Source organism: uncultured Algibacter sp. (genome assembly GCF_947487605.1).
Lineage (GTDB): Bacteria > Bacteroidota > Bacteroidia > Flavobacteriales > Flavobacteriaceae > Algibacter_D.
Genome location: NZ_CANKXK010000009.1, coordinates 71,942 through 97,064, shown reverse-complemented (window position 1 = coordinate 97,064; position 25,123 = coordinate 71,942). Strand labels below are relative to the sequence as shown.

The 25,123-nt window shown below is 31.1% G+C and carries 26 protein-coding genes; 14 read left to right on the top strand and 12 right to left on the bottom strand.

Features of this window, described 5'->3' with window-relative positions:
• The 4 genes from Q0739_RS11335 to Q0739_RS11320 are packed head-to-tail and all read left to right on the top strand — an operon-like array spanning nucleotide 1 to nucleotide 2,613.
• Nucleotides 1-741 (top strand): T9SS type A sorting domain-containing protein, encoded by a 741-nt coding sequence (locus Q0739_RS11335; RefSeq protein ID WP_298238847.1) that lies wholly within the window; start codon nucleotides 1-3, stop codon nucleotides 739-741.
• 34 nt (nucleotides 742-775) lie between these two features.
• On the top strand, nucleotides 776-1,624 hold the full coding sequence (locus Q0739_RS11330) for a DUF5777 family beta-barrel protein (RefSeq protein WP_298238846.1): 849 nt from the start codon (nucleotides 776-778) through the stop codon (nucleotides 1,622-1,624).
• 31 nt (nucleotides 1,625-1,655) lie between these two features.
• A complete protein-coding gene (locus tag Q0739_RS11325; RefSeq protein ID WP_298238845.1) occupies nucleotides 1,656-2,024 on the top strand; it encodes a hypothetical protein in 369 nt (122 codons plus the stop codon).
• Between the two features lie 46 nt (nucleotides 2,025-2,070).
• Complete coding sequence (locus tag Q0739_RS11320; protein ID WP_298238844.1) at nucleotides 2,071-2,613, top strand: YceI family protein; 543 nt, start codon at nucleotides 2,071-2,073, stop codon at nucleotides 2,611-2,613.
• 131 nt (nucleotides 2,614-2,744) lie between these two features.
• On the opposite strand, the gene carB is transcribed toward Q0739_RS11320, so the two are convergent.
• Nucleotides 2,745-5,600, bottom strand: a complete 2,856-nt coding sequence (gene carB / locus Q0739_RS11315; protein ID WP_298238843.1) for a carbamoyl-phosphate synthase large subunit — start codon at nucleotides 5,598-5,600, stop codon at nucleotides 2,745-2,747.
• Between the two features lie 113 nt (nucleotides 5,601-5,713).
• Nucleotides 5,714-5,875 carry a 50S ribosomal protein L34 gene (rpmH, locus tag Q0739_RS11310; RefSeq protein ID WP_027878648.1) on the bottom strand — a complete coding sequence of 54 codons (162 nt, stop codon included), beginning with the start codon at nucleotides 5,873-5,875 and terminating at the stop codon, nucleotides 5,714-5,716.
• Nucleotides 5,876-6,179: 304 nt separating this feature from the next.
• Here rpmH and Q0739_RS11305 point away from each other — a divergent pair, with 304 nt between their 5' ends.
• Nucleotides 6,180-6,758: a DUF2892 domain-containing protein gene (locus Q0739_RS11305; protein ID WP_298238842.1), complete on the top strand. Its 579-nt coding sequence runs from the start codon at nucleotides 6,180-6,182 to the stop codon at nucleotides 6,756-6,758.
• Here the strand turns inward: Q0739_RS11305 and Q0739_RS11300 are convergent, their stop codons facing one another.
• Nucleotides 6,759-7,691, bottom strand: coding sequence for a lytic transglycosylase domain-containing protein (locus Q0739_RS11300; protein WP_298238841.1), 933 nt, complete (start codon nucleotides 7,689-7,691; stop codon nucleotides 6,759-6,761).
• A gap of 49 nt (nucleotides 7,692-7,740) precedes the next feature.
• The gene (locus tag Q0739_RS11295) at nucleotides 7,741-8,406 is read right to left on the bottom strand and encodes an alpha/beta hydrolase (RefSeq protein WP_298238840.1); all 666 of its coding nucleotides are present in this window, start codon (nucleotides 8,404-8,406) and stop codon (nucleotides 7,741-7,743) included.
• 120 nt (nucleotides 8,407-8,526) lie between these two features.
• Here Q0739_RS11295 and Q0739_RS11290 point away from each other — a divergent pair, with 120 nt between their 5' ends.
• Nucleotides 8,527-8,823, top strand: a complete 297-nt coding sequence (locus Q0739_RS11290) for an N-acetyltransferase (RefSeq protein ID WP_298238839.1) — start codon at nucleotides 8,527-8,529, stop codon at nucleotides 8,821-8,823.
• 71 nt (nucleotides 8,824-8,894) lie between these two features.
• On the opposite strand, the gene Q0739_RS11285 is transcribed toward Q0739_RS11290, so the two are convergent.
• The 3 genes from Q0739_RS11285 to Q0739_RS11275 form a co-directional block, all read right to left on the bottom strand.
• Nucleotides 8,895-9,398, bottom strand: coding sequence for a hypothetical protein (locus Q0739_RS11285; RefSeq protein WP_298238838.1), 504 nt, complete (start codon nucleotides 9,396-9,398; stop codon nucleotides 8,895-8,897).
• 108 nt (nucleotides 9,399-9,506) lie between these two features.
• Nucleotides 9,507-10,838 carry a tRNA (N(6)-L-threonylcarbamoyladenosine(37)-C(2))-methylthiotransferase MtaB gene (mtaB, locus tag Q0739_RS11280; protein ID WP_298238837.1) on the bottom strand — a complete coding sequence of 444 codons (1,332 nt, stop codon included), beginning with the start codon at nucleotides 10,836-10,838 and terminating at the stop codon, nucleotides 9,507-9,509.
• Nucleotides 10,839-10,922: 84 nt separating this feature from the next.
• A complete protein-coding gene (locus Q0739_RS11275; protein ID WP_298238836.1) occupies nucleotides 10,923-11,501 on the bottom strand; it encodes a T9SS type A sorting domain-containing protein in 579 nt (192 codons plus the stop codon).
• A 154-nt stretch (nucleotides 11,502-11,655) separates the two neighbouring features.
• Between Q0739_RS11275 and Q0739_RS11270 the strand changes: the two genes are divergently transcribed.
• Nucleotides 11,656-13,266: an ABC transporter substrate-binding protein gene (locus Q0739_RS11270; RefSeq protein ID WP_366140792.1), complete on the top strand. Its 1,611-nt coding sequence runs from the start codon at nucleotides 11,656-11,658 to the stop codon at nucleotides 13,264-13,266.
• A 3-nt stretch (nucleotides 13,267-13,269) separates the two neighbouring features.
• On the opposite strand, the gene Q0739_RS11265 is transcribed toward Q0739_RS11270, so the two are convergent.
• From Q0739_RS11265 to Q0739_RS11250, 4 genes are all read right to left on the bottom strand, one after another.
• Nucleotides 13,270-14,076: a hypothetical protein gene (locus Q0739_RS11265; RefSeq protein ID WP_298238835.1), complete on the bottom strand. Its 807-nt coding sequence runs from the start codon at nucleotides 14,074-14,076 to the stop codon at nucleotides 13,270-13,272.
• Nucleotides 14,077-14,078: 2 nt separating this feature from the next.
• Nucleotides 14,079-14,990, bottom strand: coding sequence for a hypothetical protein (locus tag Q0739_RS11260; RefSeq protein ID WP_298238834.1), 912 nt, complete (start codon nucleotides 14,988-14,990; stop codon nucleotides 14,079-14,081).
• Nucleotides 14,991-15,067: 77 nt separating this feature from the next.
• Nucleotides 15,068-16,243 carry a GlmU family protein gene (locus tag Q0739_RS11255; RefSeq protein ID WP_298238833.1) on the bottom strand — a complete coding sequence of 392 codons (1,176 nt, stop codon included), beginning with the start codon at nucleotides 16,241-16,243 and terminating at the stop codon, nucleotides 15,068-15,070.
• 122 nt (nucleotides 16,244-16,365) lie between these two features.
• The gene (locus Q0739_RS11250) at nucleotides 16,366-16,617 is read right to left on the bottom strand and encodes a type B 50S ribosomal protein L31 (protein ID WP_298238832.1); all 252 of its coding nucleotides are present in this window, start codon (nucleotides 16,615-16,617) and stop codon (nucleotides 16,366-16,368) included.
• A 157-nt stretch (nucleotides 16,618-16,774) separates the two neighbouring features.
• Between Q0739_RS11250 and Q0739_RS11245 the strand changes: the two genes are divergently transcribed.
• The 7 genes from Q0739_RS11245 (at nucleotide 16,775) to Q0739_RS11215 (ending at nucleotide 23,784) form a co-directional block, all read left to right on the top strand.
• Nucleotides 16,775-17,308, top strand: coding sequence for a DUF4199 domain-containing protein (locus Q0739_RS11245; protein WP_298238831.1), 534 nt, complete (start codon nucleotides 16,775-16,777; stop codon nucleotides 17,306-17,308).
• Nucleotides 17,309-17,346: 38 nt separating this feature from the next.
• Nucleotides 17,347-18,297: a glycosyltransferase family 2 protein gene (locus Q0739_RS11240; RefSeq protein ID WP_298238830.1), complete on the top strand. Its 951-nt coding sequence runs from the start codon at nucleotides 17,347-17,349 to the stop codon at nucleotides 18,295-18,297.
• Between the two features lie 95 nt (nucleotides 18,298-18,392).
• On the top strand, nucleotides 18,393-20,123 hold the full coding sequence (locus tag Q0739_RS11235) for a phospho-sugar mutase (RefSeq protein WP_298238829.1): 1,731 nt from the start codon (nucleotides 18,393-18,395) through the stop codon (nucleotides 20,121-20,123).
• Entirely contained in the window at nucleotides 20,123-21,958 is a 1,836-nt protein-coding gene (locus Q0739_RS11230) for an ABC transporter ATP-binding protein (RefSeq protein ID WP_298238828.1), read from the top strand. Before Q0739_RS11235 ends, Q0739_RS11230 begins: the two co-directional genes overlap by 1 nt.
• A 292-nt stretch (nucleotides 21,959-22,250) precedes the next feature.
• Nucleotides 22,251-22,793 (top strand): RNA polymerase sigma factor, encoded by a 543-nt coding sequence (locus Q0739_RS11225; RefSeq protein ID WP_298238827.1) that lies wholly within the window; start codon nucleotides 22,251-22,253, stop codon nucleotides 22,791-22,793.
• Between the two features lie 33 nt (nucleotides 22,794-22,826).
• A complete protein-coding gene (locus Q0739_RS11220) occupies nucleotides 22,827-23,342 on the top strand; it encodes a hypothetical protein (protein WP_298238826.1) in 516 nt (171 codons plus the stop codon).
• A 4-nt stretch (nucleotides 23,343-23,346) separates the two neighbouring features.
• The gene (locus Q0739_RS11215) at nucleotides 23,347-23,784 is read left to right on the top strand and encodes a sensor of ECF-type sigma factor (protein ID WP_298238825.1); all 438 of its coding nucleotides are present in this window, start codon (nucleotides 23,347-23,349) and stop codon (nucleotides 23,782-23,784) included.
• Nucleotides 23,785-23,993: 209 nt separating this feature from the next.
• On the opposite strand, the gene dnaN is transcribed toward Q0739_RS11215, so the two are convergent.
• On the bottom strand, nucleotides 23,994-25,112 hold the full coding sequence (gene dnaN / locus Q0739_RS11210) for a DNA polymerase III subunit beta (RefSeq protein ID WP_298238824.1): 1,119 nt from the start codon (nucleotides 25,110-25,112) through the stop codon (nucleotides 23,994-23,996).
• Nucleotides 25,113-25,123: the final 11 nt, after the last annotated feature.

Genomic DNA, 25,123 nt, shown 5'->3' with positions numbered 1-25,123 from the left:
ATGAAAACAACATTATTTTTTTTGCTTGCCTTATTAAATTTCGCTCTCACTTTAAATGCACAAATAAGGTCAATAATGGTTGACCCAGCGACTAATGATATTACTGTTAAAGTAAAGAACTTCGGCTCATCAACAGTCGATATTACCAATTATTGGTTATGCGATTTTCCTCAATACGATAGGTTTAGCGATACTTCAATAGTAGGATCTGGCGATTTCTTACTTTCTCCAGATGAAGAAGTAACTGTAATTTGGGTTTCAGGATTAGATAATACCAATGGAGAACTTGGAATTTACAATACTAACTCTTTTAGTTCATCAAGTGCTATGGAAGATTACATGCAATGGGTTACTTCTGGTCATCAAAGAGAACCCGTAGCCGTGGCTAAGGGTATTTGGACAGCAGGAACAACCGTTAATGTTACTCCTCCTTATCAATATAATGGAGACGGATCTCAAAATGGATCTACTTTTTGGGAAAGTACTCTAAGTACTAAAGAACTTACCTTGAGTGAATTTAGAATTTCCCCAAACCCTGGAGCAACATTAATTCAATTTAAGTTTCCAAAAAACATTAAGCAATCTAGAGCTACTATTTATGATATTTTAGGTAAAGCTGTTTACACTTCTGAAAATATTATAAACTCCAAAGTCGATATTTCAAACTGGAAATCTGGTTTGTATTTAATAAAAGTATCGGCTTTTGGGAAAACAGTTAGCAAACGCTTTATTAAACAATAATTGCTATTTTAGTAAAACTTAACATATTCATAATATGATGAAATTACTCGTTTTCTTAATATGCTTACCAATATTTACTTATTCTCAAGATGATTTACTAGATGAGATAGATTCAAATTCTACAGGTAACCAATACGAAACAGCCGCCTTTAAAGGTTTAAAAATTGTAAACTTTGAATCAACCAAACTAGTTGCAAAAAAAGAACTAAATTTTATTGTTTCACACAGATTTGGAAGTGTAAAAAATGGCATTGACGATTTTTTTGGTTTAGACAACGCCGTAACCAGATTAAACTTTGTTTATGGAATTACAGATGCCATTAACATTGGCGTTTCAAGAAGTTCCCTTCTTAAAGTCTATGATATAACTGCCAAATACAGGTTGCTTAGACAGGAAAAAAACGGCTTCCCTTTCACCGTAGTTGGGTTTAATGCCATTTTAGTAAATACTGCATTGGACAAAGATACCTGGCCTCTTTTAGAGTTTAAACACCGCTTAGGTTATACAGCGCAACTACTTATTTCGAGAAAAATAAATACTGATTTAACATTGCAATTAGCTCCAACGTTCTTTCATGATAATTTTGTAATAGTAGATGAACAAGACAATTCTCAATTTGCACTGGGTTTTGGTGGGCGCTATAAATTAGGGAAACGCTGGTCTCTAAATGCTGATTATGGCTTGCATCTTAATAGAGCAAGTAATTCACCATTTAAAAATCCATTGTCTATTGGAGTTGACTTAGAAACTGGAGGCCACGTATTCCAAATGCATTTTTCCAATGCTCAAGCTATGAATACCAACGGGTTTTTAGGACAAGGCGAAGGCGATTGGAGCGAAGGCGTTTTTTATTTCGGTTTTAACTTAAGTCGAACTTTTTAATTATGAAAAATTAATTTAAATACTATATGCTATGAACATTAAAAACTTAATTCTGGGCTTTGCAGTAATTGCCCTAATGTTTAACTGCTCAAGTAGTAGCAGTGATGATTTATCCAATCAAAATCCTGACCCAGACCCAGATCCAATGGTCAAAGTTACTTATGACGCTGATATAAAGAGTATTATTGACAACAACTGTATTCAATGTCATGGAAATCCACCGAACCCTGGTCCCACTAGTTACACAACATATACTCAAGTAAAAAATGGAGTTAACAATATTATTTCTAGAATTAAAAGCACTAGTAACAGAATGCCTCCTTCTCCAAATTCCCCCTTATCTCAAACTCAAATTGATCTAATAGAAAAATGGAAAGATGATGGTCTTTTAGAAAATTAAATTTGGCAGTGTTTTTGATTTAACTAAAAAGTTAAATAAAGTAACTATGAAAAATCTATTATACATTTTAGCTTTTATTAGCTTTAACACATTCGCACAAGGAAAATACTTAACTAAAACAGGTGCGGTCTCTTTTGAAGCGTCTGTTCCTTCGTTTGAGGAAGTTAAAGCAAAGCACAATGCCGTAACCGCAATTATTAACACTGAAAATGGAGAATTCGCAGCTTTAATTCTTGTTAAGGGGTTTCGTTTTAAAAATGCTTTAATGGAAGAACATTTTAATGAAAACTATGCTGAATCTGATGAATTTCCTAAAGCAACTTTCAAGGGAAAAATCTTAGATTTTGATATTCCAAAATTAAAAAACAAGGCAACCTATAAATTAAATGGAGAACTTACATTTCATGGAAAAACAAAACAAATTAAGAATTTAATTGTGTCTATATCTAAAGAAGCTGACATTATAAATATGACAGGAACCTTTAAGGCAAAAGCATCAGAATTTGATATAAAAATCCCAAAAATTGTGAGTAGTAAAATTGCAGAAGACATTGAAGTCGCATTTAATTTTGAGCTTAAAAAGAAATAGAGAGTGTCTAAAAAGCAAATTTGATGTTATATTGAGCTTGTCGAAATATTTTTAACTTACAGATAATCAATATCGGTTTCGACAGGCTCAACCTGACAAATCAAATTATAAAACTTTTTAGACAGCCTCTATTATTTACTTAAGTACATTTTTCGCCTAGAATATAAGTCGTAAAACTCATCATCTTTTAAACTATCTATAAACAAGATACTTTCTCCTGTACTCTTCATTTCTGGCCCTAGTCGTTTATCAACATTTGGAAATTTATTAAAGGAGAATACGGGTTGCTTGATGGCATAACCTTCTAACTGAGGATTGAAATTAAAATCTGTTACCTTCTTCTCTCCCAACATAACCTTAGTTGCATAATTAACATAAGGTTCTTTATAAGCCTTAGCTATAAAAGGAACTGTTCTTGACGCTCTTGGGTTTGCTTCAATTATGTACACAATATCATCTTTAATAGCAAACTGAATATTTATTAAACCTACTGTGTTTAATGCTCTTGCAATAGTATTTGTATGGTCTATAATTTGTTGCATTACCAAATCTCCTAAATTAAACGCTGGTAAGGTAGCATTTGAATCTCCTGAGTGAACTCCACAGGGCTCAATATGCTCCATAATTCCGATGATGTAAACATTTCCGTCAGCATCACAAATAGCATCAGCTTCAGCTTCTATAGCACCATCTAAATAATGATCTAAAAGAAGTTTGTTATTTGGCATTCTTCTTAATAAATCTACTACAGTTTCAATTAGGTCTTCTTTATTGATTACAATTTTCATCCCTTGACCTCCTAAAACATAAGACGGTCTCACTAAGATTGGAAAATCTAATTCATCTGCTAAAGCCAAAGCTTCGTCTGCATTTTCTGCAATTCCAAACTCTGGATATGGAATATTATTTTCTTTCAACAATCTAGAGAAACTCCCCCTATCTTCAGCTAAATCTAAAGATTCAAAACTAGTACCTATAATTTTAATCCCATACTTGGTTAGCTTTTCAGCTAATTTTAAAGCTGTTTGCCCACCAAGCTGAACAATAACGCCTTCAGGTTTCTCATGACGAATAATGTCGTAAATATGCTCCCAGAAAACAGGTTCAAAATATAATTTATCGGCTGTATCAAAATCGGTAGAAACCGTTTCTGGATTACAGTTAATCATAATAGTTTCGTAACCACATTCTGCTGCTGCTAAAACACCATGAACACAGCAATAATCGAACTCAATACCTTGACCAATTCTATTTGGTCCAGAACCTAACACAACAATCTTCTTTTTATCACTTACAATACTTTCGTTGTGTACATATTTTTCACCAGAAGGTGTTTCAACCATGTTCTCAAAAGTTGAATAGTAATATGGTGTTTTTGCTGTAAATTCTGCGGCACATGTATCAACGAGTTTAAATACACGCTGAATGTTAAATTCGTCTCTTTTATTATATACTTGACTTTCTAGACAACCCAACATATGTGCTATCTGGCGGTCTCCATAACCTTTTTGCTTGGCTTCCAACAATAAATCTCTGTCTAGCGTATCGATGGTATATTTAGATATTTCTTTTTCTAAATGAAATAATTCCTCATATTGCTTTAAATACCACATATCAATTTTTGTGATATCATAAATTTGACTTAGTGGAATACCCATAGCAATGGCATCATAAATAACAAATACACGATCCCAAGAGGCATTTGTTAACTTATCTATAATTTGATTATAATCTTTATAGCCTTTCCCGTCTGCTCCTAAACCGTTTCTTTTAATTTCTAAAGATTGCGTTGCTTTATGTAATGCTTCTTGAAAAGAACGCCCTATTCCCATAACCTCTCCAACGGCTTTCATTTGTAAACCTAATGTTCTATCTGAACCTTCAAACTTATCAAAATTCCAACGTGGTATTTTTACAATTACATAATCTAATGTAGGTTCGAATAAAGCAGAAGTAGATTTTGTTATTTGATTATCTAACTCATCTAAAGTATAACCAATAGCCAATTTAGTAGCAATTTTAGCAATTGGATACCCTGTTGCTTTACTTGCTAATGCTGAAGAACGCGATACACGTGGATTAATTTCGATAGCAATAATCTCTTCTTTTTCGTCTGGACTAACTGCAAATTGCACATTACATCCGCCTTCAAAATCTCCAATACTACGCATCATCTTTATAGCCATATCACGCATCTTTTGATACGTTTTATCACTTAATGTCATTGCTGGAGCAACCGTAATTGAATCTCCCGTATGAATTCCCATAGGATCCATATTCTCAATAGAACAAATAATTACAACATTATCATTTTTATCTCGAAGCAGTTCCAATTCATACTCCTTCCAACCCATCATTGCTTTATCAATCATCACTTCGTGGATTGGAGAAATCTCTAATCCTCTGCGTAATAATTTATCATAATCTTCCTCTTCATAAACAATTGCAGCACCAGCACCACCTAGCGTATAAGAAGCTCTAATACATAACGGGAAGCCAAATTCTTGAGCAATTTCTTTTCCTTTTAAGAAAGAAGTAGCTGTAGCTTGAGGTGCCATACCAACATCTATCTTACCCATCAATTCTCTAAATTGTTCCCTATCTTCTGTAATATTAATAGCATTAATATCTACACCAATTAATTCAACTCCAAAATCTTTCCAAATACCTTTTTCATCTGCTTCTATGCACAAGTTTAATGCTGTTTGTCCTCCCATAGTTGGTAAAACCGCATCAATTTGTGGGTGCTCCTTTAAAATTTTTATAATAGATTTTGTATTAAGGGGCAACAAATAAACATGATCTGCCATAGTTGGATCTGTCATAATTGTTGCTGGATTAGAATTAATTAAAATCGTTTCAATTCCATCTTCTGCGAGTGACCTTAATGATTGAGAGCCTGAATAATCAAATTCACATGCTTGTCCAATAACAATAGGCCCTGAGCCAATAATTAGAATCGATTTAAGTTTAGGATTTTTTGGCATTTTTTACTGTTTATTTGGTGTATTTTAATGAGTTACAAAAATAGCAATCAGTAGATATAAAAAAAGGCGTTACACTTAAGTAACACCTTTAAATTATCAACAATTGTTAATCATTATTTTTTATGTCTTGTTTCAGATGACACAGATAATTTTTTTCTTCCTTTAGCTCTTCTACGCGCTAATACCTTTCTACCATTAGCAGAAGCCATTCTTTCTCTAAAACCATGTTTGTTTCTTCTCTTTCTTTTAGAAGGCTGAAATGTTCTTTTACTCATTATCTTATATCTTTAATAACTGAATTGTAATTTTATTATAATTAGTTTGGTGCTTCTCCAAAACTGAGGGCAAATATACAAACCCTTTATTACTTTGCAAATCATTTTATTAAAAATATTTTAATAAAATTTTTACTCAGTCAACATTGTCCAAATCCCCTATATATTTGGGCTAAAGCCAATTTATTTGTTCTTAGTTAATATCAATTTTTTCGTAAAAATTTAGTTTCTTTGCAATCAAAATTAAACTTATAGCGCATTTGGTTGCTTAAAGCTTACTTTTTACCATTCAAATTTTATAAATATGTACAATAAAATAATAAAACTTATCATAGCTGCTGGTATTATTGCTTTTGCAGTTTATCAATTTTCTGAAGGATATATTGGAAATGGTATCATGCTTATTTTTCTATCATTAATTTTCGTTTTTCTTTATTTTAAAAATGAATTTATTTTACTTGCTTTTTTAAGGTTGCGAAAGCAAGATTTTGATGGTGCTAAGAAATGGCTAAATAAAATAAAAAACCCTGAAGCTGCTTTAGTTAGAAAACAACAAGGTTATTATAACTATTTGCATGGTATTATGGTTTCTCAAAGTAATATGAATGATGCTGAGAAATACTTTAAAAAAGCTATTTCTTTAGGCTTATCTATGGATCACGATTTAGCAATGGCTAAACTTAACTTGTCTGGTATTGCTTTTTCTAAGAGAAGAAAACAGGAAGCACAGAAACTTTTATCTGAAGCTCAAAAACTTGATAAACAAGGCATGCTAGCTGACCAAATAAAAATGATGAAAGACAATATGAAGCGTGCTCAAATGCCAAATCAACATTACGGTGCAGGTGGATCGTTAAGACAGCAAAAAAGAAGAAGTAAATAATTATTTACTTGCTAAATCATAATAGCCATCTTCTGGGATTTCTATTAAATATGGCTTTCTAGTTTTATTATTAAGATGTGGTTCTCTTAACCAGGGATTATGCAGCTTTAATATTTTGTAATTAATTCCAAATTTTCCAGCAAATTGGGTAAAGTCTGTTACTGCCGTATCGACTTCAACCTTGTATGTTGGAACTTTACTATACAAATCTTTATCTCTAAAATTAAAACCATATTTACTAGGGTTAGATAAAATTTCTTTTAAAGCTACTATTCTAAATAAGTAACGTCCCGTTTCCTCTCCTAATAATAAATCGTAATAATTAGATACATTTTGTTCTTTCAATCTTCTTGAAACTCCTGCATTACCAGCATTATAAGCAGCGGCAGCTAGTGTCCATGAACCTAAATCTTCTTTGGATTTTAATAAATACTTACAAGCCACTTCAGTTGCTTTTTCTATATGATAGCGTTCATCAACATTTTTATTAACCTCTAATCCATTTTCTCTTCCTGTTGCTGGCATAATTTGCCAAACACCTCTAGCCCCTGCTGGAGACACTGCGTTTGTCAATCCGCTTTCTATAACAGCTAAGTATTTAAAATCATCTGGAATGTTATACTTGGCTAAAATTGGTTCAATAATTGGAAAATATTTTTTAGCACGTTTAAACATTAATAAGCCGTTAGATTGCCAATAAGTATTGACCAATAACTCTCTATCCATGCGCTCCAAAATATCAGGATTTTGAAGTGGCATAGCCTCGCCAGCAAAGTTTAAATGTTCAGGCACTTGAAGTGCATAAACATTATAATCGTTTATTAATTTTTTTTCAAAATTTTCATCGGTAGGAGCATCTTGTAGGGCAAAAATAAATAAGAGACATAAACTTAATAATCCCACAAGCGCCAATATTTTTTGAGCTATCTTCATAATTATAAGTTTGGTTTAAAGTTATAAAAAAATAATCGAAAATCCCTGACTAGTCCTCTAAAATAATACGTGGTAAATTCTCGTTAAACCACTTATATTTATTAATAATCATTATGTGCGTTCCATTTTTAATTGAAATACAATCTTTTATATTCTTAATTGGAAATACCGAGTCATTATCTCCATGAATGTGAACCAAATTGGGAATAGGTTCTTTTTGATTCCAAGAAACCATTTGCTTAATAGCCCAACTTAAATATTTTGGGTTATTAACAGACAAATATCTTTTATAAAGCACCATACGCTTTTTTACATTTTTTCCAAAAGCGTATTTAGCAAATAAGTCTATATTAGAAGCTAACTGAGTTGGAACTAATTTATAGGCTTTTGTTTTATTAGCTAACAACATATGTTTTGGTAGTTCCCGCATAGATTTTACACTTGAAACAATTATAAGTTTTCTCAATTTTATATGTTTACTCATCTCTTGAACTAATACACCTCCAAATGAAACACCTAATAAAACAGAATTTTTATGTTTTATATTACTAACCATTCGTAAAGAATAATCACTAATAGTCTCATTATCAATAGGCAACACCCATTCTAACCAATGAACTTTAAATTGGTTCTCTGGCAATTTAATATGCTCAAAAATTACTGGACTAGCGGCCATTCCTGGCATTAAATAAACATGTATTACCTCTTGAGTCATAAGCTTTTAACTTACTTTAAGTTTTATATTCTCGTTTTTTTAACTATCTTTGCACAGCAAAAATAGCTAAATAGTAACCACTATTTTACGACTCCTTAGAAATTAAATAAAATACTTACCATGGTTGATGTTGCCGAATTAATTGACAATGACTTTTTACGTCAATTTGAATTAAAAATTGATAATCATTTAGCAAAAATTGAATATTCTCTTCAAGAAAGAAAAATATTCTTAACAAAGCTTTTAATTCCTGATGCTATTGATAATGAAGATTTTCGAAAAGAATTTTTAGCGGCTGTTTTCGAACAGATTCAAGAACGTAATTTAAGTGTAGTTCCTACAAGTCCTGAAATTGCAAAGTTTGTAAGAAGTAACAGAAAATATAAACGAATGTTACCTGTTGGGGTAAGAATCTAAAATATTTAGAAAAAACTAATAAAAAATGCGAAGTTATAACTTCGCATTTTTTATTTTCAAAAGCTTAGTAATTACTGCTTTGTATAAACCACTGTTAAATCCTTATTAGCTATAACTTGAGTAAAATCTTCATTATAAATTTCTATACTTTCTTTAAAAACTATTGATATTTGGTTGCCATTTATCACTGCTTCACTTTCACCAAATATTACAGAATTCCCTTCTTTAGAATAAAACGTTGCTAAGCTTACAACACCTTCTGTATCGCATTCAACATTAAAACTATACTCATTAGTACTATTATTTAATTGCGCGATTTCTAACTTAGGATTAAAAGTAGTGTTTAATGAAACAATATTATTAGGTTCGAAAAGTAAGGTTTCATTGTAAGAACAATTAATTTCGTTCAAAAGATTAGTACTTACAAAACCATCGTTATCAATATCGAAACCATCTGCTATATTCCATTCAGTTAATTTCCATACACCAAGAAGAGGATCATCGTTAATATCGTTACCAGAGCAACTAACTAAAAATAGACATGAAAGGACTAGTGTAAAAAATAATTTATTCATATTGGGGCATGATTATTTCATAACGAAAGTATTAATGCTAGCATTAACAGCATAAAAAACAAGCTAAATGGACAAAATAAGGGTTGATTTACAATAAAATTGAAGAATTTATTTTGAAAACACACTAATAAACTCAATTCTTACTAAGCCATCGTCATCTATCTTAACAAGTTCTACTTGATGCAATGTATTTACCAAATCTGGATTCCAAGGTGTTTTTACTTTTATATAATTTTCGGTAAACCCGTGTATATAACCCTCTTTATTTTCGCTTTCAAATAAAACTGTTCTTACAGTTCCAATCTGGCTTTCATAAAATGCTCGACGTTTCTTAATAGACAAACCTCGCAACATTTTACTACGTTTGCTACGCATATTATTAGAGACTACTCCACCCATCTCAACCGCTTCTGTATTATCACGTTCGGAATAAGTAAATACATGCAAGTACGAGATATCTAACTCAGTTAAGAAATTATATGTTTCTAAAAAGTGCTTATCTGTTTCTCCTGGAAAACCAACAATAACGTCTACTCCAATACAAGCATGTGGCATCACTTCTTTTATTTTATTAACTCTATCTACATACAATTCACGCATGTAACGACGCTTCATTTTTTTAAGAATCTCGTTACTTCCTGATTGCAAGGGGATATGAAAATGTGGTACAAAAGCTCTGGATTTAGAAACTAGATCTATAGTTTCATTTTTAAGTAAATTAGGCTCAATTGAGGAAATTCTTAGTCGTTCGATCCCAGTTACCTTATCTAATTGAGTAACTAAATCTAAAAAAGTGTGCTCGTGTTTTTTATTTCCGAATTCACCCTTACCATAATCTCCAATATTAACTCCTGTAAGAACAATTTCTTTTATATTTTGCCTTGAAATTTCTTTAGCATTATTTAAAACATTTTCCATGGTATCGCTACGCGAAATACCACGTGCTAAAGGAATTGTACAATATGTACATTTATAATCACAACCATCTTGCACTTTTAAAAACGCTCGGGTTCTGTCTCCAATAGAATATGATCCCACATAAAAGTCGGCATCTTCAATTTCGCAAGAATGTACTTCGCCAAAATCGTTTTTAGTCAAGTCATTTATATAATCGGTAATATTAAATTTTTCGGTAGCACCAAGCACCAAATCAACTCCATCAACATCTGCCAACTCTTCTGGTTTTAACTGTGCATAACATCCAACAGCCGCAACAAATGCATTAGGATTTGCTTTTTGCGCTTGTTTTACAATGGTTTTAAAGCGTTTATCCGCATTTTCGGTAACAGAGCACGTGTTAATTACATACATATCTGCCTTTTCAGAAAAATCTACACGATCAAACCCTTCATTTTTAAAACCTCTTGCTATAGTAGATGTTTCCGAAAAATTAAGCTTACAACCCAATGTGTAAAATGCTACTTTTTTATTGGTGTTCATTTCTCCATTTTAATCAGGCAAAGTTAATAAAAAAGAGCGTCTCATTTATTGAGGCGCTCTTTCTTATTCTATTATAAAATAATATTAATGCTTAACTATTTTTCTTGAGACATTACCCTGTACGGTTTCCAGTTTCAAAATATAAAGACCACGACTTAAATTAGATATATTAATCTCTAGTTTACTCCCAGAATTATAAACAAGCCTACCAGAAACAGAATATATATTTAAGCTTTTTAAAGAATTAGAATTATCTAAACTAATCTTTAAAAAATCTCTAGCTGGATTAGGCCCAATAGAAGCTTTTATAGTTTTAAATTCCTCTGAAGATAAAACATTTAAGTTTCCAGAAGCATCATAACCACAAACAACACCAGAGCCGAAATCTATTGTCATTTCGAAAGTAGAAGGAGCTGTTCCAGATTGTATGGCATATTTTAAATTTCCACCAGAACAACTAACATAATCGTAAGTTAAAGAACCATTAACAGTAATTGTTGCTGGCCAAGATTCGCTACAACCATTTTGACCATTGGGTACTGTTAAAATTGGCGTTGAGGTCGTACTTTGTCCAGAAGTTTTAATAGATGTAGGACAAGTAATTTGGGCATGTGACATAGCACACAATAGCATTGAACATGCTAAAAAGTAAAGTTTTTTCATTATAAATTTGAGAGTTTTGTTAATAATAGCTATATATATGACAGCTAAACTCAATAAAACCCTAAAAATGACATACGATAGTTTAAATTATAATTAATCTTTGTTTACAGTTTAAAATCTATATTTTTGGGTTACTTATTATTTAATTAAAAACGTGCAGTTTCCAAAACAATATCAACTATTAATAATTTTATTTACATCTTTATTATTTATTGGATGTAATAATAAAAATGATGCATCTAAAGATCATCTTATTTTTCGCTATAATGAATATGGAAATATAAACACTTTAGATCCTGCGTTTTCAAGAACTTTGCAAGACAACAATATTTGCAATCAAATATTCAATGGGCTGGTTCAGCTAGATAATGATTTAAATATTCTTCCATGCATAGCTAAAGATTGGACTATTTCTGAAGATGGCCTTTTATATACTTTTTCACTTCGCAACGATGTATATTTTCATAAACATGACTTGTTTGGTAAAGATTCCACTCGGATAGTCGTTGCAAACGATTTTGAATATAGTCTAAACCGCCTAAGAGATAAAAAAATTGCAGCACCAGGTAGTTGGGTATTAAATAAAGTAGATGATTTTAAAGCTATTAACGATAGCATTTTTGAGATTCGTTTAAAACAGCCCTTCCCAGCATTTATTGGTTTATTAACAATGAAATATTGTTCGGTTATTCCTAAAGAAATAGCTGAACATTATGGCATGAAGTTTCGGTCCAAACCTATTGGAACTGGTCCATTTAAGTTTAAACGATGGGAAGAAAACATCAAGCTTGTATTAAGAAAAAACCAAAATTACTTTGAAAAGGATGAAACAGGAAATTCGTTACCCTATCTAGAAGCGGTAGCACTTACATTTCTCCCTGATAAGCAAAGTGAATTTTTACAATTTGCACAGAGCAATATTGATTATTTATCGGGCTTAGACGCTTCGTATAAAGACGAGTTATTAACCGCAGATGGGCAGCTACGAGAAATGTACATTGAAAGTGTTAACATGATTCGAGGCCCTTATTTAAATACGGAGTATTTAGGTTTCTACCTTGATTCTGAAACACCCGAAATACAATCTGAATTAATTAGGAAAGCCATTAATTATGGCTTCGATAGAAAAAAAATGATGATTTATTTACGAAATGGCATTGGGAATCCTGCAAATGGTGGTTTTATTCCAATTGGCCTCCCTGGTTACGATACTAATATTGGTTTTACTTATCAACCCGAAAAGGCAAAAAAATTAGTAGAACAATTTAAAAATGAAAGCGGTATTAGCAATCCAGAAATTAATTTAGTAACAACAAGTAACTATTTGAGTTTTTGTGAATTCATACAACGAGAACTTGAAAAAACTGGTTTAAGAATTAATGTCGATGTAATGCCAGAAGCCTCTTTAAGATCTGCTAGGTCTAACGGAAAAGTAGATATGTTTAGAAGTTCTTGGATAGCAGATTACCTAGATGCCGAAAACTACCTGTCTATTTTTTATAGCAAAAACTTCGCCCCCAATGGTTCTAATTACTTTCATTATAAAAACCCACAATTTGATAGTTTATACAATAAAGCATTTACGATTACAGATATAGAAAAACGCAAACATTTGTATTCAAAAATGGACTCTTTAGCTATGGATAAAGCTATTATGGTACCACTTTTTTATGATGAGGTGGTTCGGTTTACCCAGAAAAATGTGGAAGGCCTTGGTATTAATCCAATTAATTTATTGGACTTAAGAAGGGTTAAAAAGAATTAAATATTATTCTTGATCATAAAAATATTTTAAAAAAGAAATTCCTAAATCAGTAAATTCATCTTTCCCATTACTTCCTCGTTTAATAATTTTATTAGCCTTTAGCTTTGTAACAGTGTCCAAAGTTGCTCTATCAAAATAATTAGCATTGCCATAACTTTCAATACCATGTATTACACTTTTCAATTCAGTGAAAATCTTAGTATCCTTAAACAATTTTTCGAATAAAACTTTTTCTTCTTCTTTCTTATTCTGATCTTGAATAATTTCCAAAGTACTCTTGCTATTTTGAGTATTAGAACTTTTTTTATCAATTTTATTAGTCGTTTTATTTTGCTCAATTAGAGATTTGCTCAATTCTTCAATTTGAAGTTTTAAACTCTCAATTTCTATATCTTTATCCTTTAACAATTCAATAAGTCTGACTTTTTGATTTTGAATTTCTAATCGAATTTGAGCAGATTCTTCAACCGTCAGCTGTTGATTTTTTTCTATTTTATTTTTCAATTTTCTACGTAAATCAATAAAAATCAAACTTGCCCAATATGCTAAATAAGTAATAAATGGTACAATTGTAATTATTAAAATTGTTGTGAGAAGTGGATACCATATAATACGTGAACTCTCAGAATAATTGCTAACAATAAAATCGATCTTTGTTCCTCTAATCTCGCTACTATCTACAAATATGGTTAAATAGATAATCTTCCAATTAATAATAAGCCATGAAACAATCAATGTTCCATAAAATGGACTTGTAAGTCTTTCATTTATAATTTTATTAATCGAATTCCCAAATTCCTTTAAATCCATAACTATATTTTTTTGAAATAGTAAACATCATCATCCCCTTTACCACCTGTTCTTTTAGAAGAGAAATAACCAGAAGAACTTGTATCCATTATTAGAGAGAAATCGTCTTTATTACTATTAATAGGCTTGGGTAATTTTTCAGATTTATTAAATGTACCATCTTCATTCATAGTACTTCTATAAATATCGAATCCTCCAAATCCATTGGGTCTGTTAGAAGCAAGATATAATGTATTATCGCTACTTATAAATGGGAACATTTCACGACTATAAGAATTCACTTTACTACCTAAATTCTTAGGCTCGCTATAAGTGTTATTACCTAAAATAGTTACTTTAAAAATATCTGAACCTCCTTTAGTTGTTTCTTTACCTCCTCTAATATTTGCAGTAAAATAAAGTGTTTTACCATCTGGACTTAAAGCTGGATGTGCATACGAATATTTTGGCTTACAAAATGGTAATACCTTAAAATTAGTCCAACCTATAGCTTCATTATATTCACCTACTTCGATATGAAAATTTGTGGTTTTAAAATCCCCCTTTGGTTTATTTTTATTATTGTAAATGGTTGTTAAGTATAGTCTACTTCCATCTGGTGATATCGTAGCACTTGTAATTGTAGGAAGAATTTGTTTTTCATCAATTTTTACTGGTATAACATCTGTTATTTTGCCAGATTCAGATAAAGTGCCTTCGTATATTGTAAGTATCGGGCTTCCTGAAACCAATTTTAACTTTCCCTTTTTACCTAAAAGGTAAGAAGTGAAAATAATTTTATCATTCTTAAGTTTCATCAAACCAAAATGAGGGTTTTCATTATTGATTTCTAAATTTGTAACGGTATACTTCTCGCTCTGTGCAAAAGAAAGCACCCCAAAGAGAAAAAAAATATAGATAATAGTCTTAATCATTTGACTTGGGCTTGATTCAATCAAATATAACAATTTGTATTAATCCCTGTACAAATGATAGATTAAGAGTAAATAAATTACGCTCTGCGGTATTTTTTAGTTTCTTCGAAAACGTGTTCTAAAATATTTTTATCTTGTTCTGTAAACTCTATATTACGTCTAGACATCACTATTTCGACTACCTCAAAAGACTTGCGCGTAAGGTATGTTGTAAATCCACTATTTCCTCCCCAGCTAAAACTTGGGACAAAATTTCTAGGAAACCCACTGCCAAAAATATTGGCACTTACACCTACCACAGTACCAGTATTAAACATGGTATTAATACCACATTTACTATGATCTCCCATAATAAGTCCACAAAATTGCAATCCAGTTTTTGCAAAACCTTCTGTTTGGTAATCCCATAAACGTACTTCTGCATAATTGTTTTTGAGATTCGAATTATTGGTATCAGCTCCTAGATTACACCATTCTCCTAAAACAGAATTTCCTAGAAAGCCATCATGCCCTTTATTAGAATAGCCAAATAAAACAGAATTATTTATTTCACCTCCAACCTTACTAAAAGGTCCAACAGTAGTCGGTCCATAAATTTTTGCTGCCATTTTAACAATAGCATGCTCACACAAAGCAAAAGGACCTCTTATAATGCTTCCTTCCATTATTTCAGCATTTTTACCAATGTATATTGGACCTTTACTAGCATTTAATGTTACAAACTCTAATTTAGCTCCTTCTTCAATAAAAATATTTTCAGGAGCTATTATATTATTACTCGAAGGGATGAACTCTGATTTTCTACCTTTTGTTAATAAATTAAAATCTTCAAGAATTGCCTCACCATTTTTAGAAAAAATGTCCCATGTATTTTCAATTTTAAAAGCATCTTCTTCAAACTCTAAAGCTTCAAAAGTATTAAAATCAATAGCTTCTTGAGCTTCTTTAGTATAAAAAGCAATAATATCTTCTCCTTTAAAAACAGCTTGATTTTCCTTTAAACCCATAACCATGTTGACTAATTTGAAATTGGGTAAGTAGGACGCATTAATCATAATGTTAACTTCCATTTCAACCATTGGATACTTATCTGATAAATAATCTTCGGTAACCGTAGTTGTAGTGGTTTTTAAAAAACGTTCCCACTTTTCTCGAATAGTTAAAATCCCTACTCGAATATCTGCTACTGGTCTCGTATAAGTAAAGGGTAATAAATTATTGCGCGATGGACCATCAAAAAGGATGTAGTTCATAATAAAATTAGAATTGAAATATTCTTGTTACAATTTTTCCTCATTCAAAAGTAGCGTAATTGCAGAAAACAAAAAAGCCTTTCTAAATAGAAAGGCTTTCATATTATATTGTTAAGCAAAACTTATTTTTTAAATTTCGCATATTTTGTTTTGAATTTATCAATACGACCAGCAGTATCTACTAACTTAGATTTACCAGTGTAATAAGGGTGTGATGTTCTAGAAATTTCCATTTTCACTAATGGGTATTCAACACCATCAACATCAATAGTTTCGTTTGTGTTTGCAGTAGATTTAGTTAAAAACACATCATCATTAGACATATCTTTAAATGCTACTAATCTATAATTATCTGGGTGTATACCTTTTTTCATCGCTAAACGCTTTTATTCTTTTCAATTTTCGAGCTGCAAATTTACGTAAATTTTATAAATCTACAATTTTTTTTGATAATTTTTATCGCACATTTGTCTGTGCCCTTTTGTTATATTTGAATACTAAATTGTCAACTAAAAATATCATCAAAAAAATATGAGAAAATCTTTAAAATCTATTGCCATTAATTATGGCTTATACTTAGGAATTACCCTTGCCCTATTAACAATTTTGGTGTATGCTTTTAGTTTAGAGTTATTTGTTAACCCGCTATATATTATTTCAGTAATGATAGCAACAATTATTTTTGGATTAATTTCAATTATTAATTGTAAAAAATTCTTTAATGGATATATTAATTTTAAAGAAGCTTTTAAAACTTATTTTATTGTAGCAATAATAGGATTAGGGATAAACACCCTTGTTACTTTTGTATTATTCAACGTTATTGATACTGAAGCCTCTGAAACAATAAAAGAAAAAACTATTGAAAAATTTATTGAAATGCTTAAAGGCATGAATACATCTGAGCAAGAAATTTCTAATACAATTGGCAAAATAAAAAATGAAAACCTTTATTCTTTCAGTAATCTTCTTCAAAGATTAATTATGAATTACCTGCTTCCTATTACTATTATTGGATTAATATCTGCCGCTTTTATAAAAAAAACGAATCCAGACTCAGAATAAATTCAGTATTTTTGAACTATTAATTTTGAAAATTTCAAATGAATATATCTGTAGTTATTCCACTACTTAATGAATACGAATCGTTAAACGAGTTAAATGATTGGATTGTAAATGTCATGCAAACCAATCATTTTTCTTATGAAATTATTTTTATAGATGATGGTAGCACAGATAATTCTTGGAACGTTATCAAGCAACTATCAGAAAAAAACAACAATGTAAGAGGAATTAAGTTTCTTAAAAACTTTGGGAAATCTCAAGCACTTCATGCAGGATTTGATAAAGCTAAAGGCGACGTTGTAATTACTATGGATGCCGATTTACAAGATAATCCAGATGAAATACCAGAACTGTATAATATGATTACCAAAGATGGTTTTGATATGGTATCTGGCTGGAAAAAAAAGCGTTACGACTCTGTTATTACCAAAAATTTACCTTCAAAATTATTTAACTGGGCTGCAAGAAAAACATCTGGAGTGAAATTGCATGATTTTAATTGTGGTTTAAAAGCATACAATAAAGATGTTGTAAAGAATATAGATGTAAATGGCGAAATGCATCGCTATATTCCTGTATTATCAAAAAATGCTGGGTTTAGCAATATAGGAGAGAAAATTGTTTTACATCAAGCAAGAAAGTATGGTGAAACCAAATTTGGTATGGATCGTTTTATTAACGGATTTCTAGACTTAATTACTATCTGGTTTCTATCTAGATTTGGCAAACGCCCTATGCATTTATTTGGCGCCCTTGGCGTAATAATGTTTGCTATTGGATTTGGCTTTGCAACTTACCTAGGCATCGATAAATTGTTTTTAAATCCTGAAGGCAGACTTATAACGCAACGTCCGCAATTTTACATCGCTTTATCCACTATGATTATAGGAACACAATTTTTTGTAGCAGGATTTTTAGGAGAAATTATTTTACGCACTAAGCAAGACAAAAAACGTTATTTAATAAAAGACGAATTAAATATTAACTAAAACGTTTTCTCTATAAATTTATCTTGAAAAGAATATGTTATTAAAAAAATTATAGCTAAACAATTGTTTATTTTTGCCATTCAATAAGTATTAAAATGATTTATATAGACCCAAAAATTTTAGAAAGAATAAACACGTGGTTAACACCTAGTTTTGACGAAGAAACACAACAAATAATAAAGAATGGTATTGCCAATAACCCAAAAGACATCCAAGAAAGCTTTTACAAAGACCTAGAGTTTGGAACGGGTGGCATGCGTGGTGTTATGGGTGTTGGTACAAATCGAATAAACAAATATACCCTTGGTAAAAGCACGCAAGGTTTAAGCGATTATTTACACCAACAATTCCCTAATGAAACACCTAAAGCAGTTATAGCTTATGATTGTAGACATAATAGTAAAACATTAGCAAAAGTTGTTGCTGATGTGTTTTCAGCTAACGGTATTGAAGTCTATTTATTTGAAGACTTACGAGCAACACCAGAATTATCATTCGCTGTAAAACATTTAAACTGCCATTGCGGTATTGTTTTAACGGCATCTCATAATCCTCCAGAATATAACGGGTATAAAGTATATTGGCAAGATGGTGGTCAATTAGTTCCGCCACATGATAGCGCAGTTATTAATATTATTAACGACCTTGATTATGCAGATATTAAGTTTGAAGCAAACGACTCGTTAATTCATTATATAGGAGAACAAGTTGATGATGTTTTTATTAATGCATCTGTAGAAAATGGAAGTGTTGGTGCAACACAATCAGCCAAAGAAAATTTAACGATAGTGTTTACATCTTTACATGGAACATCTATTACGGCTGTGCCAGAAACATTAAAGCGTGCTGGTTATAAAAATGTACATATTGTAAAAGAACAGGAAGTACCAGATGGTGATTTCCCAACGGTAGCATCCCCAAACCCTGAAGAACCTGCCGCTCTAAAAATAGCACTAGAATTAGCTAAGGAGGTAAATGCAGACATTGTTATAGGAACAGACCCAGACTGTGACAGGTTGGGTGTTGCGGTTCGTAATTCTGAAAATGAATTACAATTATTAAATGGAAATCAAACCATGTTGATGATGACTGCTTTTCTTTTAAAACAGTGGAAAGCTGAAGGAAAAATAAAAGGAAAAGAATTTATTGCCTCAACCATTGTATCAACACCGATGCTAGCAAAACTTGCGGCCGCTTATAATGTTGAAAGCAAAATTGTTTTAACCGGTTTTAAATGGATTGCAAAATTAATTCATGATTTTCCAGAATTAGATTTTATTGGTGGTGGTGAAGAAAGTTTTGGTTATATGGTAGGTGATTTTGTTCGAGACAAAGATGCAGTAACCTCTACCCTTTTGGCCTGCGAAATTGCAGCTATAACAAAATCAAACGGAAGTTCTTTTTATGACGAACTTTTAAAGCTTTATGTAGAGCATGGATTCTATAAAGAAAAACTTGTATCGCTTACTAAAAAGGGTATTGAAGGTGCTGAGGAAATTAAACAAATGATGACAGATGCTCGAAACAATACACTTAAAGTTATAAACGGTTCTAAAGTGGTTAAGTTCGAAGATTATGATTTATCGGTATCTAAAAACATGATAACTGGCGAAGAAATCGCCATTGATATTCCAAAATCCAATGTATTGATATATTATACGGAAGATGGTAGTCAAGTAGCTTTAAGACCTAGTGGGACAGAACCAAAAATTAAATTTTACGTAAGTGTCAATACAAAATTGGACAACGTGGAAGATTTTTCAAATACCGAAGCGGCGTTAGATGCTAAAGCAGATGCTATCTTAAAAGACATGAATCTTATTTAATGAATCATTTTTTAAATATATTAAAGTACGCAAAGCCGTATAAAAGCTATGCCATAGGACACATTATATCTAATGTGTTTTTTGCTTTATTTGGTACACTTTCTTTTATTTCAATGATGCCTATGCTGAAGGTTATTTTTAAAGAAGATACCAAAGTCCCATCGCAAAAACCAGTTTATGAAGGAATAATAAAAATAGATGATTATGTTGGAGACCTCCTAGCTTATGAAATGAATCGAATTACAGGTGGGGACAACTCCAAAGCACTTTTATTTACTATCTGTTTAATAGTAGTAATGTTTTTATTAAAAAATCTTTTTGGTTACCTCGCAAACTACTTTTTAGTATTTTTAAGAAATGGTGTTATTAGAGATCTTAGAAATAAAGTCTACAAAAAAACAATAGAACTACCTTTATCATACCTATCTGAACAAAGAAAAGGAGATATTCTATCAAGGGTTACTAGTGATGTTTTAGATTTACAATATTCATTCCTATCAGTTTTAGAAATTATTGTTAGAGAGCCATTAACGATAATCTTCACGATAGTTGCAATGCTTTATATAAGTCCACAACTTACCTTATTTGTTTTTATTTTTATACCAGTAATGGGGTTTATTATATCAAAAATCGGTAATAGTTTAAAGCGAAAATCAGACCGTGTTCAAAAAGAGCAAGGTACATTTTTATCAACTTTAGAAGAAACCTTAACCGGTTTGCGCATCATAAAAGGTTTTAATGCCGAAAGTAAATTCAATGAAAAATTTCAAGAATCTACCTCTCGATTTTATAGATTTTCAAATAAGTTAATGAATCGGCAAAATCTCGCCTCTCCTACGAGCGAGTTTTTAGGAATTTGTATGATAGCCACTATACTTTGGTATGGTGGAAATCTTGTATTAAGCAAAGATACTAGTTTAGCCCTAGACGGTAGCAAGTTTTTAATATATTTAGGCCTTGCTTATAATATATTAACACCTGCTAAGGCCATATCCAGGGGCTTATACAATGTTAAAAAGGGAGGAGCCGCAGCAGAGCGTATTCAAGAAATTATTGACACTGAGAATCCATTAAAGGATTTACCAAATGCCATTAAAAAAGAAAGCTTTGATTCTGAAATTGAATTTAAGGACATCACATTTAGATATGATGATGAAGATGTCTTAAAGAATTTTAGTTTAACCATACCAAAAGGTAAAATGGTGGCTTTTGTTGGGCAGTCCGGTAGCGGCAAATCAACAATTACAAACTTAATAACCCGTTTTTATCATGTTAATAACGGAGAAATATTAATAGACGGTATAAATATTAATGATATCTCGACAAGTTCCTTAAGAAAACAATTGGGAATTGTAACACAAGATGCCATTTTATTTAACGACAGTATTAAAAACAATATCAAACTTGGAAAAAGCGACGCTACTGATGATGAAATAATTGAAGCTCTAAAAGTCGCAAATGCTTGGGAATTTGTGAAAGACTTAGATGGTGTTTTAAATTATAATATAGGTGATGCAGGAACTAAACTTTCAGGCGGACAGAAACAACGATTAAGTATTGCTCGAGCAGTTTTAAAAAGCCCACCAATTATGATTCTGGATGAAGCAACCTCGGCTTTAGATACAGAAAGTGAAAGAGTCGTGCAAACTGCTTTAGAAAACATGATGAAAAACAGAACGTCCATTGTAATCGCTCACCGCCTATCAACTATTCAAACTGCAGATACTATAGTTGTACTTAAAAAGGGCAAAATTGTAGAGCAAGGGCAGCATAACGAACTTATTGCTAAAAATAGTGTTTATAAAAAGTTGGTTGATATGCAAAGTTTCGAATAGTATAAAACTTCTTTAAAAATAAAAAAGGATAGAGATTTGGGCATCTATCCTTTTTTTGTTCATTGCTAGATTTGGGGACAACTAACAACATAAATAGGTTTCTGGTACAAACATATAATAAATAAATGCTTCTCACAAGAAAAATATGTATTTTATCGTGTTTTTATGTATTTTATCGATTATTTTAATTAAAAACACCTGTTTATCAACTACTTACACAAGCAAGCGAATTAGTAAAAATTTCAGCTTAAACTTTCACTATATTTATGTGTCTAATACCTAAACTATATTTTTGCTAGACGACGCGCATTTATTAGAACGACTTAAATCGGATACATATAAAGAGCAAGCCTTTAAAGAGTTAATAACTACTTATAAGGAGCGCTTATATTGGCATATTCGAAATATAGTTAAGTCGCATGATGATACAGACGATGTTTTACAAAACACTTTTATTAAAATTTTCAAAAATATTCATAATTTTAAAGGAGATAGTAAATTATATTCTTGGATGTATCGCATTGCAACAAACGAGTCTATTACATTTATAAATAAAAAAGCTAAACAATTACAAATTACAAACGAAGAAGTCAAGCAATTGGCAATAAACAATTTAACCTCAGATGTTTATTTTGAAGGAGATGCTATCCAACTAAAATTACAAAACGCCATTGCTACGCTACCAGAAAAGCAACAATTAGTATTTAGCATGAAATATTTTCAGGATATAAAATACAAGGACATGTCAGAAATACTAGATACTAGCGAGGGCGCATTAAAAGCATCATACCATATAGCAGTAAAAAAAATAGAAGCATATTTAACTACCCATTAAACCCTTACAATTAATTTAAGTCTTATAAATAAGATGAAAAAACATAATTTACATAATATCAAATCTGCTGGGTTTAAAATACCTGATGGTTATTTAGAATCTTTAAATGAACAAATTTTGAGTAAGCTTAAAAATGAAGATACTTTAGACACCTTTAAAGAAACGGCATTTAAAACGCCTGATGGTTATTTTGACTCTTTAGAGGAGCGTATTTTGAATAAAGCATCAGATAAACGTGAATCTAAGGTTGTTTCATTATTTAATCGTAGAAATATAATCTATATCTCTGGTATTGCTGCGACTATTTTGTTGTTATTAAATCTTTTTATTTTTAATAACTCACCTACTTTTGATACTTTAGAAACCGAAACTGTTGAAAACTATGTAATTTCTGAAAGTATCGACTCGTATGAAATTGCTTCACTATTAACAAACGAACAACTCAATGAAGACAGCTTTGTAGAATATAATTTTGAAGAGGAAATAGTCGAAGAATACCTTTTAAACAATATAGATATTGAAGATTTAATGCTTGAACAAATAAATTAAAAAGATGAAAAAATTACTCACTATACTACTACTGTTACTATCATTAAATGTTGTGGCACAAAACCATAGAGAACGTGTAAAAGCTTTAAAAGTTTCTTTTATTACCGAAATGCTAGATTTAACAGAAAAGGAAGCCCAAAAGTTTTGGCCCGTTTACAACGAACATGACAAGAAGATAGTAAAAATTAGATATCAAGATATAAGAAGCATACGTAAAGAAATTAAAAACAATATTGAATCTCTTACAGATGCACAAGCAAGCGACTTATTGTTAAAACTCGATGCTGCTGAAGACAAATTACATAAACTAAATTTAGAATTTAGTAAAAAACTATCAGGTATCATTTCTCCTAAAAAAATAATTCTTCTAAAAATAGCCGAAGAAGATTTTAAAAGAAGAATGCTCGATGAGCTAAAAAGGAGAAAAAGAGGAAAAGAATAATACTATAACGTGAATTAATCACATTGTGAAGATAGAAAAGAGGCTGTCTAAAAAGTCTTGATAATTTGATTTGTCAGGTTGAGCCTGCCGAAACCGATATTGATTATCAGTAAGTTAAAAATATTTCGACAAGCGTAATATGATATCGAACTTACGTTTTAGACAGCCTCTTTTTTATAAGAATCTTTTTTTATGTACTAAAATAATATCTAGCTATTAAGCATTACCGGCATTACGAGCATAGTAATTTGTTCTCCTTCATCAAGGCCATCAATAGGTGTTAAAATACCTGCTCTATTAGGCAAACTCATTTCTAATTGCACTTCATCTGAACCTAAATTATTCAACATCTCTGTTAAAAAACGTGAGTTGAATCCAATTTGCATGTCATCGCCTTGATAATCACAAGTTAAACGTTCTTCAGCCTTATTACTATAATCTATATCTTCAGCAGAAATATTAAGCTCTGCACCAGCAATTTTTAAACGAATTTGATGCGTAGTTTTATTTGAAAATATACTAACACGTCTCACAGAATTTAAAAACTGATTACGCGCGATAGTAAGTCTATTCGGGTTTTCTTTTGGAATTACTGCTTCATAATTAGGATACTTTCCATCAATCAAGCGACAAATTAATTCAGAGTTTTCAAAAGTAAATTTAGCATTAGAATCGTTATATTCAATAGTCACACTGTCTTCACTACCTGCTAAAATACTTTTTAAAAGATTTAAAGGTTTTTTTGGCATAATAAATTCGGCTACTTGCGAAGCTTTTACATCTTCACGCGTATATTTTACCAACTTATGCGCATCTGTAGCAACAAAGGTTAAACCTTCTGTAGAAAACTGAAAAAAGACACCACTCATTACTGGTCTTAAATCATCATTCCCAGCTGCAAAAATAGTTTTGCTAATAGCGGTAGCTAAAACATCGCCAACAATAACTGTTTGACTTGGGTCTTCTAATGATACCGCATTTGGAAACTCATTCCCATCGGCATAAGCTAATGCATATTTACCATGATTAGAACTAATCTCAATAGTATTATTCTCTTCAACCACAAAAGTTAATGGCTGCTCCGGAAATGTTTTTAAGGTATCAAGTAATAAACGTGCTGGAATAGCAATACTACCTTTACTATCACTCTCCACATTTAAAGAAGAAGACATAGTTGTCTCTAAATCGCTTGCAGACACAACTAATTTTGATCCATCTAAATTAAATAAGAAATTATCTAAAATAGGTAGTGTATTAGAGTTGTTAATAACACCTCCTAAAATCTGTAATTGTTTTAATAAATAGGTACTTGATACTATAAATTTCATTTGGTAGTTTG